The sequence below is a fragment of the Actinomadura sp. RB99 genome, from assembly GCF_014706005.1.
GTDB lineage: Bacteria > Actinomycetota > Actinomycetes > Streptosporangiales > Streptosporangiaceae > Spirillospora.
Window position 1 is genome coordinate 30,942 of sequence record NZ_JABMCA010000007.1, and the last position, 13,996, is coordinate 44,937.

General features: G+C 74.1%; 14 protein-coding genes and 1 tRNA gene. 7 read left to right on the plus strand and 8 right to left on the minus strand.

Features of this window, described 5'->3' with window-relative positions; all coding sequences use genetic code 11:
* Positions 1-107 precede the first annotated feature (107 nt).
* The 3 genes from glmU to amrb99_RS08795 all read right to left on the minus strand — a co-directional run bounded on the left by glmU (position 108) and on the right by amrb99_RS08795 (position 2,804).
* Positions 108-1,550, minus strand: coding sequence for a bifunctional UDP-N-acetylglucosamine diphosphorylase/glucosamine-1-phosphate N-acetyltransferase GlmU (gene glmU, locus amrb99_RS08785; protein WP_190854531.1), 1,443 nt, complete (start codon positions 1,548-1,550; stop codon positions 108-110).
* A 180-nt stretch (positions 1,551-1,730) separates the two neighbouring features.
* A tRNA-Gln gene (locus amrb99_RS08790) sits at positions 1,731-1,801 on the minus strand.
* Between the two features lie 103 nt (positions 1,802-1,904).
* Positions 1,905-2,804, minus strand: a complete 900-nt coding sequence (locus amrb99_RS08795) for an ADP-ribosylglycohydrolase family protein (RefSeq protein WP_190854533.1) — start codon at positions 2,802-2,804, stop codon at positions 1,905-1,907.
* Between the two features lie 160 nt (positions 2,805-2,964).
* Here amrb99_RS08795 and amrb99_RS08800 point away from each other — a divergent pair, with 160 nt between their 5' ends.
* Positions 2,965-3,918, plus strand: a complete 954-nt coding sequence (locus amrb99_RS08800; protein ID WP_190854535.1) for an acyl-CoA desaturase — start codon at positions 2,965-2,967, stop codon at positions 3,916-3,918.
* 53 nt (positions 3,919-3,971) lie between these two features.
* The gene (locus tag amrb99_RS08805; RefSeq protein ID WP_190854538.1) at positions 3,972-4,733 is read left to right on the plus strand and encodes a TetR/AcrR family transcriptional regulator; all 762 of its coding nucleotides are present in this window, start codon (positions 3,972-3,974) and stop codon (positions 4,731-4,733) included.
* Between the two features lie 149 nt (positions 4,734-4,882).
* Here the strand turns inward: amrb99_RS08805 and amrb99_RS08810 are convergent, their stop codons facing one another.
* Both amrb99_RS08810 and amrb99_RS08815 read right to left on the minus strand, forming a co-directional pair.
* Positions 4,883-5,245, minus strand: coding sequence for a VOC family protein (locus tag amrb99_RS08810; RefSeq protein ID WP_190854540.1), 363 nt, complete (start codon positions 5,243-5,245; stop codon positions 4,883-4,885).
* Positions 5,246-5,470: 225 nt separating this feature from the next.
* Complete coding sequence (locus tag amrb99_RS08815) at positions 5,471-6,265, minus strand: trans-aconitate 2-methyltransferase (RefSeq protein WP_190854542.1); 795 nt, start codon at positions 6,263-6,265, stop codon at positions 5,471-5,473.
* A 167-nt stretch (positions 6,266-6,432) separates the two neighbouring features.
* Between amrb99_RS08815 and amrb99_RS08820 the strand changes: the two genes are divergently transcribed.
* Positions 6,433-7,215 carry a patatin-like phospholipase family protein gene (locus amrb99_RS08820; protein WP_190854544.1) on the plus strand — a complete coding sequence of 261 codons (783 nt, stop codon included), beginning with the start codon at positions 6,433-6,435 and terminating at the stop codon, positions 7,213-7,215.
* On the plus strand, positions 7,215-7,817 hold the full coding sequence (locus amrb99_RS08825) for a nucleoside triphosphate pyrophosphatase (RefSeq protein WP_190854547.1): 603 nt from the start codon (positions 7,215-7,217) through the stop codon (positions 7,815-7,817). The genes amrb99_RS08820 and amrb99_RS08825 overlap by 1 nt, the downstream gene beginning before the upstream one ends.
* Here amrb99_RS08825 and amrb99_RS08830 read toward each other — a convergent pair.
* The 3 genes from amrb99_RS08830 to amrb99_RS08840 are packed head-to-tail and all read right to left on the minus strand — an operon-like array spanning position 7,807 to position 11,847.
* Positions 7,807-8,457 (minus strand): response regulator transcription factor, encoded by a 651-nt coding sequence (locus tag amrb99_RS08830; protein WP_347256603.1) that lies wholly within the window; start codon positions 8,455-8,457, stop codon positions 7,807-7,809. The genes amrb99_RS08825 and amrb99_RS08830 overlap by 11 nt on opposite strands.
* Before the next feature lie 13 nt (positions 8,458-8,470).
* Entirely contained in the window at positions 8,471-9,658 is a 1,188-nt protein-coding gene (locus amrb99_RS08835; protein ID WP_190854549.1) for a sensor histidine kinase, read from the minus strand.
* A 5-nt stretch (positions 9,659-9,663) separates the two neighbouring features.
* Positions 9,664-11,847: an MMPL family transporter gene (locus amrb99_RS08840; RefSeq protein ID WP_190854551.1), complete on the minus strand. Its 2,184-nt coding sequence runs from the start codon at positions 11,845-11,847 to the stop codon at positions 9,664-9,666.
* 202 nt (positions 11,848-12,049) lie between these two features.
* Here amrb99_RS08840 and amrb99_RS53020 point away from each other — a divergent pair, with 202 nt between their 5' ends.
* The 3 genes from amrb99_RS53020 to amrb99_RS08855 are packed head-to-tail and all read left to right on the plus strand — an operon-like array spanning position 12,050 to position 13,976.
* Positions 12,050-12,970 carry a zinc-binding dehydrogenase gene (locus amrb99_RS53020; protein WP_190854553.1) on the plus strand — a complete coding sequence of 307 codons (921 nt, stop codon included), beginning with the start codon at positions 12,050-12,052 and terminating at the stop codon, positions 12,968-12,970.
* A gap of 32 nt (positions 12,971-13,002) precedes the next feature.
* Positions 13,003-13,443, plus strand: coding sequence for a nuclear transport factor 2 family protein (locus tag amrb99_RS08850; protein WP_206699875.1), 441 nt, complete (start codon positions 13,003-13,005; stop codon positions 13,441-13,443).
* 44 nt (positions 13,444-13,487) lie between these two features.
* The gene (locus tag amrb99_RS08855; protein ID WP_190854555.1) at positions 13,488-13,976 is read left to right on the plus strand and encodes a MarR family transcriptional regulator; all 489 of its coding nucleotides are present in this window, start codon (positions 13,488-13,490) and stop codon (positions 13,974-13,976) included.
* Positions 13,977-13,996: the final 20 nt, after the last annotated feature.

A 13,996-nucleotide genomic window follows, 5' to 3' on the forward strand; every position in this document is an offset into this window, starting at 1 on the left:
CTCGGTGATGCCCGGTCGTCTGTTGTCCGTGGGGGACGCCGCTGTCCTCCACCTCCCCGCCGGACGGCGGGGCAGTCATCGGCGCGCCTGCTCTCCGGCGCGTGCCGTCAGGCCGGCTCGTCCCGGTCCTCGGCGGCGCGGCGCGCCGCTTCCGCCGCCGGCGAGCCGGGCCGCTTGCGCTCGACCCAGCCCTCCACGTTGCGCTGCCGCGCCCGCGCGACGGCCATCGCCCCCGGCGGGACGTCCTGGATGATCACCGAGCCGGCGGCGGTGTAGGCGCCGTCGCCCACCGTCACCGGCGCGACGATCATGTTGTCGCTGCCGACCTTCACGTGGGAGCCGATCACGCTGCGGTGCTTGCGCTCGCCGTCGTAGTTCACGAACACCGAGCTCGCGCCGATGTTGGAGTGGTCGCCGATCTCGGCGTCGCCGACGTAGGTGAGGTGCGGCACCTTGGTGCCCTCGCCGATCTCGGCGTTCTTGGTCTCGACGTAGGTGCCGATCTTGCCCTTGCGGGCCAGCCGCGTCCCGGGCCGCAGGTAGGCGAACGGGCCGACGGACGCCTCCGGGCCGATCTCGGCCTCGACGCACACGGCGTTCACCACGGACGCGTCGGCGCCGACGCGGGTGTCGGTCAGGGTGCAGTTCGGCCCGACGCTGGCGCCAGCCTCCAGGTGGGTGCGGCCGTGCAGCTGGGTGCCCGGGTGCACGACGGCGTCCGGTTCGGCGGTCACGTCCGCGTCGATCCAGGTGGACGCGGGGTCGACGATCGTCACGCCGGCCCGCATGTGGGCCTCGAGGATGCGGTCGTTCAGCTGCCGGCGCGCCTGGGCCAGCTGGACCCGGTCGTTCACGCCCTGCGTCTCGACCCAGTCGGCGACCAGGTGCGCGCCGGCCCGGTGGCCGTCGCCGCGCAGGATCGCCACGACGTCGGTGAGGTACTCCTCGCCGCCGGCGTTGTCGGTGGTCACCCGCTTGAGCGCGTCCTCCAGCAGGGTGCCGTCGAAGGCGTACATGCCGACGTTGATCTCGGTGACGGCGCGCTGCACCTCGGTGGCGTCCTTGTGCTCGACGATCGCCTCGACGCTGCCGTCCGCCGCGCGGATCATCCGCCCGTATCCGGTCGCGTCGGGCATCTCGGTCGTGAGGACGGTGACCGCGTTGCCCTCGTCCTCGTGCGTGCGGACGAGCGCGGCGAGGGTCTCGCCGCGCAGCAGCGGATGGTCGCCGTTGGTCACCACGACGGTGCCGTCGAGCGATCCGGTCTGCTCCAGCGCCATCCGGACGGCGTGCCCCGTTCCGCCCTGGACCTCCTGGACGACGGGCTCCACGTCCGGCGCGTGCTCGCCCAGGTAGGCGACGGCCTGCTCGCGGCGGTGCCCGACGACCGCGACGAGCCGCCGCGGCTCGAGCTCGCGGGCGGCGGCGAGCACGTGGCCCAGCATCGCGCGCCCGCACAGCTCGTGCAGGACCTTCAGGGTGCGGGACTTCATTCGCGTGCCCTCGCCCGCGGCGAGAACGATGACGGCGGCCGGGCTGTTGGCACTCACTAGGAGGCTCCTCGGCATCGCGGACGGGATCGGCTGCGAGCGCGTCCACCTGCGACATCAGGGCATGGCAGGCCGGAGCGCACCCGACACGGGAAGGATACCGCCCGCTGGGCGCGCGTCACCCCGCGGGCCACCTCACCAGGACAGACGCCCCAGAAGACGGCGATTCGGACAGATGTGCTCCCGGGGGAGGAATCGAACCTCCGTTGACTGAACCAAAATCAGTTGTCCTGCCCCTAGACGACCCGGGAAGGGCGATGTGAACCTCTCTGCGATGGAGTGTCAGCTCGCACGGGAACACGATACCGAGTGGATCCCGGGCGCCCCTACGGCTTTTCCCTCGCCCGCAGGACTTTACCGGGCGAGCCAGCCGGGCAGCGGCTCGCGGGCCTGAGACCATGCGGCGGGGACGGCCTCGGCGCCGAGATGGGCGGCCACGATCCCGCCGGCGATCGCGGACGTGGTGTCCATGTCGCCGCCGACCATGACGCACGCGCGTACCGCCGCCTCGTAGTCGGTCAGCCGGGTGGCCGCCGCCCACAGCGCGTACGGCACGGTGTCCTGCGCCGAGATGCGGTTGCCGTTGCCCAACTCGTGGGCGGCGTCCTGCGGGGACTTGGACAGCAGGCGCAATGCCCGCTTGAGGCCGCGCCGCACGTACTCCCCCATCGCGGTGTGCTCCAGCGCCACCTCGACGACGTCCCTGGGGGCGACGCCGCCGTCCTTCTGGGAGGCGACGTAGGCGGCGGCGACGGCCACCGCCACGGCGCCGGCGATCCCCTCGACGTGCGAGTGGGTGATCTCGGCCGAGAGGGCCGCCTGGGCCGCGGCGCGGTCGAGGTCGTCCGCGAAGAAGGCGCCGAGGGGCGCGACGCGCATCGCCGCGCCGTTGCCGAAGGAGCCCTTCCCGTCGAACAGCTCCCGCGAGGCGCGATGCCAGTGGTCACCGCCCCGGATGCGCTCCAGCAACTCGACGGCGCCCGCGCCGTAGCGGCGGTGGACGTCGAACCGGTCGGCGAACGACCGCGCCAGTGCGTCCTGGTCGATTTGCCCGAATCGGTTTAGAACGTCTACTACCGAGCACGCCATCTCCGTGTCGTCCGACCACCCCCACGGCGCCGGCGGCACACCCGCCTCCGCGGACACGTGCCGGTTGGCCAGGACGAAGAACTGGTCGCCGAACGCGTCGGCGGTGGAGAGGCCCGCCAGGGAGGCGTGGGCGCGCGCGGAGCGCTCGGCCGGAGTCGGGGGCATGGGCGGTCCTTCCGGGACGGACGGTGAGGTTTCGCAGGAGAGTTTTGTGGCCCATGAGAGAGATTCCCACTGAATTTACCGGCCGTCCCTGTCCAACTTACGGATCCGTAGGTTACGTTGGCGTAGGTAAGGCAGCTCTAGTCACAGGAAGTGGTGACGCATGACAACGGCTCCGACCATGGCTCCTCCCCGACCCGAACGGCGTCCCGAACTAGCACCCGACCAGCAGGGCAACGCCGAACGCGCGCTCGTCGCGGTGTTCACCGGTGTCCCGTTCCTGGCCCTGTTCGCGGCCGTCCCGCTCGCCTGGGGCAGGTTCCTCGGCTGGACCGACGTCGCGCTGACGGCCGTGTTCTACCTGCTGTCCGCGGGCGGGATCACCGTCGGCTACCACCGGTACTTCACGCACGGATCGTTCAAGGCGAACCGCGGACTCAAGATCTTCCTCGCGCTGGCCGGCAGCATGGCCATCGAGGGCCCGGTCATCACCTGGGTCGCCGACCACCGGCGCCACCACAAGCACTCCGACCAGGAGTTCGACCCGCACTCGCCGTGGCGGTTCGGCGACGACTGGAAGGCGCTCGCCAAGGGCCTGCTCTGGGCGCACTACGGCTGGCTGTTCGACGCCAACCGGACGTCCAAGCAGCGGTTCGCCAAGGACCTGCTCAAGGACCGCGACATCACCCGGATCCACCTGGCCTTCCCGGGACTGGTGGCGGTGTCGTTCCTGCTGCCGGCCGCGCTCGGCGGCCTGATCACGATGTCGTGGCTCGGCTTCTTCACGGCGCTGTTCTGGGCCGGGTTCGTGCGGATCACGCTCGTCCACCACGTGACGTGGGCGATCAACTCGATCTGCCACACGTTCGGCAAGGAGGACTTCGAGGTCCGCGACAAGTCCCGCAACGTCTGGTGGCTGGCCATCCCGTCGCTCGGCGAGTCGTGGCACAACCTGCACCACTGCGACCCGACGTGCGCGCGGCACGGGGTGCTGAAGGGGCAGATCGACATCAGCGCGCGGATCATCTGGGCGTTCGAGAAACTGGGCTGGGCGCGGGACGTCCGGTGGCCGAAGGACGACAGGCTGTCCGCGAAGCGCACGAAGCAGGCGGCTTGACCGTCACAATTGATCCCGTGACAGATCCCGCTCCCAGGCCCCGCAGAAAGCGGATGACCGGCAAGGAACGCCGCGAGCAGCTCCTCGACATCGGCCGCACCCTGTTCGCCGAGCGTGGCCTGGACGGCACCTCGGTGGAGGAGATCGCCTCCGCCGCGGGTGTGTCGAAGCCCGTGGTGTACGAGCACTTCGGCGGCAAGGAGGGGCTCTACGCCGTCGTCGTCGACCGGGAGTTCGAACGGCTGCTGAGCCTGGTGACCGAGGCGCTGAACTCGGCGATCCACTACCGGAGCAAGCTGGAGAAGGCGGCGCTGGCGCTGCTGGAGTACATCGAGGGGCATCCGGACGGGTTCCGGATCCTCGTGCGGGACTCGCACGGCGGCACCGGGACGGGCAGCTACGCGAGCCTGCTGAGCGAGATCGCCGGCGAGGTGGAGTACATCCTCGCCCAGGAGTTCGACCGCCACGACTACGACGACAAGTTCGCTCCGCTGTACGCGCAGAGCCTGGTCGGCATGGTGGCCCTGACGGGCCAGTGGTGGCTGGACGTGCGCAAGCCGAAGCGCGAGGAGGTCGCCGCGCACGTCGTGAACCTCGCGTGGAACGGCCTCGCGGGGCTGGAGCCGAAGCCGTCGCTGGACCCGCGGCAGCGGCGCAAGGAGATGGAGCGCGCGGAGAAGCGCGCGGAGAAGGCCGCCGCGAAGGCGGAGAAGGCGGAGAAGGCGGCGGCGGCGCGGGCCGAGAAGGCGCAGCGGAGGAGCCGCCGCGAGGCGGAGGCGGACTTCACCGACCCGAGCCCGCATCCGTCGGTCTGACCCGGTTCGAGGGCCGGTCGTGCGCTGCGGCGCGCGGCCGGCCTTCGGCTTTCGTGCCCCGAGCGGCCCCTTAGCGGCCCCCTGGCCTTCCGCGCGGTTTCGGCCTTCCGCGCGCTGCGGGGCGGCACCCGTCCCGGCGGGGCGGGCGGTCAGTCCTCGGGCTGGAGGAATTCGAGGCGGTTGCCGACGGGGTCGTCGGCGTAGAAGCGGCGGTAGCCGGGGAACAGGCCGTCGCGGCGGACGTCGTGGCCGGCGGCGCGGAGCCGGTCGGCGAGAGCGTCGAGGTCGCCGGTGAGCAGGCCCGGGTGGGCCTTGCGGGCGGGGCGGAAGTCCTCCTCGATGCCGAGGTGGAGTTCGAGGCCGGGGCCGCGGAACCAGGCGCCGCCGCGCTTGGCGAGCTCGGGCGGCTTGGGGATCTCCTCGAGGCCGAGGACGCCGGCGTAGAAGGCGCGGAGGGCGTCCTCGCTGCCGGGCGGGGCGGCCAGCTGGACGTGGTGGAGGGCGGTGAGCATGCGGGCCTCCTCGCGAACGGACGCCGGCGGCCGTCCGGAGTTCGTCCGGGCGGCCGCCGGCAGGGGTCGCCGGCATCGGGTCGCGAAGCCGGGGTTCGGTGCCGGGCCGGGCGGTCTGCGATCATGTGCGGGTCGCGTCCGCGCGGCCTGGATGCCGCCCGCCGGCCGAGCTGGCACACCGCAGGGGAACGAGTCGCTTCCCTCGGCCGGCGGGCGGCACCCCGTCTAGGGGGCGTGACGTGTGGCGATCACGAACACTCTCCTGAACGGGAAGACGGTGCCGTAGGGGCGGCGGGGGTAGGCGTCGCGGAGCCGGTCCCGGTAGGCGGCGAGGAACTCGCCGGCCTCGTCCGGCGGGAGCGCGGACAGCACGGGGCGCAGCGCGGTGCCCTTCACCCATTCGAGGACGGGGTCGTCGCCGCCGAGGACCTGCATGTAGGTGGTCTCCCAGGCGTCGACGGCGCATCCGTGGCGGGCGAGGCGGTCGAGGTAGCCGGCGGGGTCGAGGACGGGGTCGTCGCGGACGGTGCCGGCGAGGCGGTCGCGCCAGCGCGGGGAGCGGCACAGCTCGCGGAGCAGGACGTGGCTCGGCGCGTCGAAGTTGCCGGGGACCTGGAAGGCGAGGCGCCCGCCGGGGGCGAGGGAGTCGACCCAGCGCGGCAGCAGGTCGAGGTGGCCGGGGACCCACTGCAGGACGGCGTTGGAGACGATCAGGTCGACGGGGCCGTCGGGCCGCCAGTCGGCGACGTCGGCCACGTCGAAGGAGAGCCGTCCGGGGATCGCGTGGGCGCGGGCGGCGGCGATCATCTCGGGGGAAGAGTCGAGGGCTCGCACGACCGCCCGGGGCCACCGGCCTGCGAGGGTCGCGGTGAGCTCCCCGCTCCCGCACCCGAGGTCGACGACGTGCCGGGGCTCGATCGGTCCGAGCCGGCCGACCAGTTCGGTGAACGGCCTGGCGCGCTCGTCGCCGTAGACCCCGTACTGCGCGGGGTCCCACACGGCCTCAGCTTGTCTCGACATCAAGAGACATGATGCCGCGCCCATATCTTGATGTCAAGAATCTTGTCCGCCGCCGCGCCGGACCGGTCGACTGACGGATGCCGGGCGCGGCGCGCGCTCCGTAGCGTCGGCGGCACGGCGTCCGGCGGAGGGTCCGTCGCGGCGTCCGGCGGAGAGGGAGTGGGCACGTGAGCTGGGGACTGGTGCTGGGTCCTGGAGGGCCGGTCGGCACGGCGTGGCTGGCCGGGCTCGCCGCGGGGCTGCGGGAGGCGGGGGTCGACCCGGCCGGCGCGGGGACGATCGCGGGCACGTCGGCGGGCGCGATCGCGGGGGCGATGATCGCGACCGGCCGGGACCTGGCGGCGGTCGCGGAGCTGCCCCCGGCGAACGGCCCGCGCCCCGCGCGGGACCCGGCGGTGATGGAGCGGATGTTCGGGCTGATGCGCGATCCGGCGCTGGAGCCGGACGAGGCGCGCCGCCGCGTCGGACGGCTGGCGGCCGAGGCCGAGGCACTGCCCGCCGAATGGCACCGCAGGCGGATGGAGTTCCTGGTCGGGACGGACGCGTGGCCGGAGGGCCGGCTGCTGGTCACGGCGGTGGACGTGGCGTCCGGGGAGCCCGTCGTCTGGGACCGGGCGAGCGGCGTGCCGCTGTCGGCGGCGGTCGCGGCGAGCAGCGCGGCGCCGGGCCACGCCCGTCCGATCGAGATCGATGGGCGGCTCTACATGGACGGCGCGTTCGGCGGCGGCGCGTGGCCGTGGCTTGCGCGGGACGAGGCGAAGGTCGTGCTGATCGAGCCGCTCGCGCACATGTCGGACGGCGCGGGGGGCGACGTGCGGATCGTCCCGGACGACGCGGCGCTGGAGGCGTTCGGCGGCGACGTGGGCGACGTGAGCCGGTGGGCGGAGTGCTACCGGGCGGGCGTCCGGCAGGCCCCCGACGCCGCGCGGCTGATCGCTACTGTGGCCTGATGCGGAAGGTGGTGCTGGCGTCGGCGTCGACGGCGCGGTTGCGGATCCTGCGGGAGGCGGGCGCGGACCCGCAGGTCCTCGTCAGCGGCGTCGATGAGTCGAAGATCGCGGCCGGGTCGGTCGCGGGGCTGGCGCGCGCGCTGGCGAAGGAGAAGGCGGGCGCGGTCGCGGGCGGCGTCGCGGACGCGATCGTGATCGGCTGCGACTCGCTGCTGGAGGTGGACGGGCGGGCGTTCGGCAAGCCCGCGTCGGCGGAAGAGGCCGCCGCGTGGTGGGCGGCGCGGCGCGGCGTAACGGGCGTCCTGCACACCGGGCACTGCGTGGTCGACACGGCCTCCGGGCGGGACGCGCTGGAGGTGGCGAGCACCCGGATCCGGTTCGGCGACCCGTCCGAGGAGGAGATCGCCGCGTACGTCGCCACGGGCGAGCCGCTGCACATGGCGGGCGCGTTCACGCTGGAGGGGCGCGGGGCCTGGTTCATCGACGGGATCGACGGCGACCCCGGCACGGTGATGGGCCTGTCGCTGCCCCTCCTGCGCCGGATGCTGGCCGGTATCGGGGTTCCGCTGACCGAGGTGTGGCCGGTCCCGCTCACCGCTTGAGCAGGCCGCGCTCCATCGCCACGACGACCGCGCGGGTGCGGTCGCCGACGTCGAGCTTGGCGAACACGCGGAGCAGGTGCGTCTTCACCGTCGCCTCCGCGATGACGAGCCGCCGCCCGATCTCGGCGTTGGACAGCCCGTCCGCGACCGCGTTCAGCACCTCCGCCTCCCGGGCGGTGAGCGCGACGGGCACGGGCTGCCGCATCCGCGCGACGAGCCGCTGCGCGACGCGCGGGGCGAGGACGGTCTCGCCGCGCGCGGCGGCGCGCACCGCGTCGGCGAGCTGCTCGCGGGTGGCGTCCTTGAGCAGGTAGCCGACGGCGCCCGCCTCGACCGCGCGCTCGATCTCCTCGTCGGTGTCGTAGGTGGTGAGGATCAGCACGCGGGTGCCGGTGCGGCGGGCGAGGATCTCGGTGGTGGCGGACACCCCGTCCAGCACGGGCATCCGCAGGTCGACGAGCGCGACGTCGGGCCGGAGCCGCTCGGCGAGGCCGACCGCCGCGCGGCCGTCGCCCGCCTCGCCGACGATCTCGATGCCGGGCTCGCCGGCCAGCAGCGCGGCCACGCCGGCGCGCATCACGGTGTGGTCGTCCACGAGGATCACGCGGACCGTGCCGTCGTTCGGGGTGCGGTCGTTCACGGGGTGCCGCCGTTCATGGGGTGCTCTCGCGGGGAAGCAGGGCGAGGACGCGGGTGCCCTCGCCGGGGGCGCTGGTGACGGTGAGCAGGCCGCCGAGCTCGGCGAGGCGGCGGCGCATCCCGTCCAGCCCGAACCCGCCGGACGCGGCGCCGGGCGCGAAGCCGCGGCCGTCGTCGGTGATCTCCAGTTCGACGCCGTGCGGGTGCGCGGCGAGGACGACGCCGACGGTGGTGGCGGCGGCGTGCTTGCGGACGTTCGCGAGCGACTCCTGGGTGCAGCGCAGCAGCGCGACGCGGGTCGGCTGGTCACAGCGGACGTCGGGCAGGTCGGCGTCGACGGTGAGGCCGGTGTCCTCGGCGAACCGGTCGAGGGTGCGGCGCAGGGTCGCGGCGATGGAGCCGGCCGCGACGCCCTCGCGCGGTGCGGAGCCGACGAGGACGCGGGCCTCGGCGAGGTTCTCGCGGGCGGTCCGCTCGATGGACGCCAGCTGCCGGGCGCTCGCCTCCGGGTCGGTGCCGATGCCCGCGCGGGCGGCCTCGGCGAGCACGACGATGGACGCCAGGCCCTGCGCGAGGGTGTCGTGGATCTCGCGGGCGAGCCGCTCCCGCTCGTCGGCGGCGCCCTGGCGGCGCTGCGCCTCGGCGAGGCGCCGCTCCGCGTCCTCCAGGTCGGCGGCGAGGAGGCGGGCGCGCTCGGACTGCCGGTCGACGACGCGGGTCATCCAGATCCCGACGAGGATGCTCGCGGCGTAGCCGGTGAGGGCGGCGACCGAGTTGCCGGTGACGAGCGCCCCGTCGGGATGCCTCTGGACGGCCATGCCCGCGACGGCGGCCGCGGTCGCGGCGCCGCTGAGGGCGATCGCGCGCCGCGGGCCGCCGCCCTGGATCCAGAAGTGCGGGAGGGACACGATCAGCAGCGACGCGGTGCCGTCCGCGAGGTAGGACACCGCGCCGATGCCGGCGGTCAGCACGCCGAGGAACGTGTACCGGCGGACGGCCGCGTTCCCCGGGAACGTCCCGGTGATCGGGTGGCAGACGGCGAGCAGGGCCAGCAGCGCGAGCGTCCCGGACCGGATCCCCTCGCTGCGGTCCCAGGCGGCGATGCCCGGCGGGACGAGGCCGAAGCAGATCCACAGGGCGGTGTACCAGCGGCGCACCGCCCGTGCCTGGAGCCGGTCGTCGTGCTGTGGCCGTCGCTCCATGCCGGTCAGCCTACTTTCGCGGGGGCGGGCGCCGGGACGGCGGCGGGCGCCGGCCGGGACGGCCACCAGGTCCGCTCGCCGAGCAGCAGCATCAGGGCGGGCAGCACCACGATGCGGATGACGAACGCGTCCACCAGCACCGCCACGGCGAGCGCGAAGCCCATCTGCTTCATCTCGATGATGTGCAGCGGGATGAAGCTGGCGAAGACGGTCACCATGACGAACGCGGCGCTGGTGACGACGCCGGCGGAGCGTCCGATGCCGTCGAGGACGGCGGTGCGGGTGGAGGCGCCGGCGAGCCGCGCCTCCCGGATCCGGCTGATCACGAAGACCTGGTAGTCCATGGACAGGCCGAACAGGATCACGAACAGGAACAGCGGGACGCGGGAGCCGATCGTCCCGGTGGAGGTGAAGCCGAGCAGGCCCTCCGCCCACGTCCCCTGGAACGTCAGGACGAGCAGGCCGAGCGCGGCGCCGGCCGACAGCAGGTTCAGCAGCACGCCGACCGCGCCGAGGACCACGGACCGGAACGCCCACACCGTCATCCCGAAGGTGACCAGCAGCAGCGACGCGATGATGAGCGGCAGCTTCTGCTTCTGGTGGTCGGGGTAGTCGGCGTAGCGGGCGACGTCGCCGGTGACGGCGACCTCGACGCCGGGCAGCCTGCCGACCGTGGCGGGGACGTAGTCGTCGCGGACGCTCTTCAGGGACGCGACGGCGGCCGGGTCGCTGACGTAGTGCGGGACGGGCAGTTCCAGCAGGCTGGTCCGGCCGTCCTGCGAGACGCGGAGCCGGGACGTCCCGGACAGGCGCGGGTCGTGCCGCGCGCGGCGGCCGAGGTCGCGCAGCGCGTCCGCCACCTCCGCCCGGCGCGCCGGGTCGGCCTCCACGACGACCTGGTGCATGGCCTTGAGCTCGGGGAACGCGGCGTTGAGCCGGTCGTAGACCTGCATCGCCGGGATGGCGCGGGGGTGGGTCTCGCGGCCCATGTCGGTGAGCTTCATGCCGAGGAGCGGCGCGGTGAGGGCGAGCATGGCCAGCAGGCCGACGGCCAGCGTGGCGGCGGGGTGCTTCCCGGTCGGCCGCAGCAGGGCGCGGGTGATCCGCCCGCCGGACTCGGAGCGCGCCCCGCGCACCCGCTTGCCGCGCCGGATCCGGCGCTCCCGGCGGCTCTCCGCCCACTGGCCGAGCTTGGCGAGCAGCGCGGGCAGGACGGTCAGGGAGCTGAGGACGGCGACGACGGTGACGACGATCGCGCCGGTCGCGATGGAGGAGAAGATCACGTCGTCGGCGAGGTACAGCGTGGCGCTGGAGACGGCGACGGCGATGCCGGAGACGACCACGGCCCGTCCGGACGTGGCGGCGGCCAGTTCCACGACGGCGGCGGGCGACAGCCGGCCGCCCGACCGGGCGCGCTCCTCGCGCTCCCGCTTCAGGTAGAAGAGCGTGTAGTCGACGCCGACGGCCATGCCGATGAGCAGGATGACGTTGGTGCCGACGCCCGCGTCCGGGAAGACGTGCGAGGCCAGCATCGACAGCCCGACGGCCGCGGCGATCGAGGACAGCGCGAGCAGCAGCGGCACCACGGCCAGCGCCACCGACCCGAACACGACCAGCAGCGTGACCAGCGTGACGGGCAGCGCGATCACCTCGGTCCGCGACAGGTCCTGCCCGCGCAGGTGGTCGACGCCCTTGCTGACCGACGGGCCGCCCGTCTCCTCGACCCGCACCCCGGGGTGCGCGGCCTGGACCCGCTCGGTCTGCGCGATCAGCGGCGCGACGTGCTTCTTGCCCTCCAGCTCCGGGCCCCGCAGGGTGACCTGGACGCGGACCGCCGTCCCGTCCGCCGCGCGGATCGGCGGGGACACCGACGCGACCTCGGGCAGCCGCGCCATCCGGGCCGCGGCGTCGCGGGCGGCGGCGTCCGCCTGCGCCGCGTCCAGGCGGCCCGCACCGGGCTTCGCCGTGATCAGCACCTGCTCGGCCGGCTTCTGCTCCAGGCCGCCGCGGGCGGCCATCGCCTCGGCGCGTCCGGCCTCGCCGATCCGGAAGTCGGCGCTGGTCGCCGCGTGCCCGCCGACCGAGATGCCGACGCCGAGGCACACCGCGACGAACAGGAACCAGCCGGCGATCGCCCGCCAGGGGTGCCCGGCGCTCCACCGGGCCATGCGCACAGGAAGATCTCTCATGCCCGAAATGCTCGCGCCGCGGCCCCCTCCGGCATGAGCCCCGACCGGCTGAACCTCCCGTCCACCGACCGGTGGACAAGGGGCGACAACCGGCGGTTGTCGTTCCTGCTCAATGGCTGTTGGACCGGGGTGTTCGGGGTGCGGTCCACTGGGTCCACCGCACCGGTGAGGGGTCACCGGGGCAGGGACGCGAGGAGGGATCGTGAAGGCACTCGTGCCGACCGGCGACGCGCGGGAGGCGGTCGCGTTCGCCGACGTCGACGAGCCGGAGCCGCGCCCGGACGAGGCGCTGGTGAAGGTGGCGGCGTTCTCGGTCAACCGCGGCGAGACGTTCCAGCTGGAGGGCGACCGGCCCGGCTGGCGTCCCGGCAAGGACGTCGCGGGGCTGGTCGTCCAGGCGGCGGCGGACGGGTCGGGCCCGGCATGCGGGACGCGGGTCGTCGGGCACCCACCGTCGGCGGGCTGGGCCGAGTACGCGGCGGTGCCGGCCGGGTCGCTCGCGGAGCTGCCCGCCTCGGTGCCGGTGGAGACGGCGGCGGCGCTGCCGCTGGCGGGCCTCACCGCGCTGCGGCTGCTGCGCGCCGCCGGGCCGCTCGCGGGACGGACGGTCCTGCTCACGGGGGCGTCCGGCGGCGTGGGGCACTACGTCACCGAGCTGGCCGCCGCAGCGGGCGCGGAGGTCACCGCGGTGTCGGCGACGCCGGAGCGCGGGCGGCGGCTGGCGGAGTTCGGCGCCGCGGTGGTGCCGGACGCGGCGTCCGCGGAGGGCCCGTTCGACCTGGTGCTGGAGTCGACCGGTGGCCGGGCGTTCCCGGACGCGCTGGCGCGGCTGCGGCGCCGGGGGACGCTGATCTGGTTCGGGCAGGCGTCCCGGACGCCCGTGACGCTCGACTTCTTCCGGTTCTTCGACGGCCCGGAGTCGGCGACCATCCGGCACTTCCACTACGAGGACGCCGACACCGCGAACGCCGACGACCTGGCCGTGCTGGTCCGGCTCGTCGCCGGCGGGCGGCTGCACCCGGAGATCGGGCGGTCCGCCGACTGGGCCGAGACCGCCGCAGTCCTCGCCGACCTGCGCGAACGCCGCGTCCGCGGCAACGCCGTCCTCACCATCGACCGCTGAGAGCACCGACCGCTGAGAGCAAGGAGACCGAGATGAACACCGAGACCCAGATGACCGCCGGAACCGGGACGACCCCGAAGGACGTCGTGGTCCGCTACGTCCGGGCCGTCGCCGACGGGGACCTGGAGACGATCAGGGACAGCTTCGCCGAGGACGCGACCTGGACCTACCCCGGCGACCTGCCGTTGAGCGGCACCTGGAAGGGCCGCGACGCCATCGTGGACGACTTCCTCGGGGCCGCGACCGGCGGCCTGTTCAAGCCGGGCACCGCGCCGGAGGTGGAGCTGGTCAACGTGATCGCCGAGGGCGACCAGGTGCTCGCCGAGTGGACGGCGAAGGGGGTCACCCGGTCGGGCAAGATCTACGACAACCGGTGCGCCGGGATCTACGTCGTCCGGGACGGGAGGATCGTCTCGGTGAAGGAGTACACCGACACCCGGCACGTCGAGCGAACCCTGTTCGGTCAGCGGTGACCGGCCGCAGGTCCCTCGATATCAAGACAGGTTAGGCTTGCGGCATGGAGGATGAGGTCGACCGGCTGGTCGCCGCGTGGCAGGCCGAGCGCCCGGACCTGGACGTCCGGCCGCTGCAGGTCCTCAGCCGGGTGTCCCGGCTGGCCCGGCACCTCGACCGCGCCCGCCGCGCCGTGTTCGCCGCCCACCAGGTGGAGTCGTGGGAGTTCGACGTCCTCACCGCGCTGCGCCGGGCCGGCTCCCCCTACCAGCTCAGCCCGGGGCAGCTGCTGCGCGCGACGCTGGTGACGTCCGGCACCATGACCAACCGCATCGACCGGCTCGCCGCCGCCGGCCTGGTCGAGCGGCACCCCGACCCGCAGGACAAGCGCGGCGTCCAGGTCCGCCTCACCGAGGCGGGCCTGACGCGCGTGGACGCCGCGTTCGCCGACCTGCTGGGCCGCGAGCAGGCCATCCTGGAGGCCCTCACGCCCGAGCAGCGCGAGACCCTGGCCGTCCTGCTCCGCACCCTCCTGATCCCCTTCGACGCGTGATCTCCGCGGGCCGGGCCCGC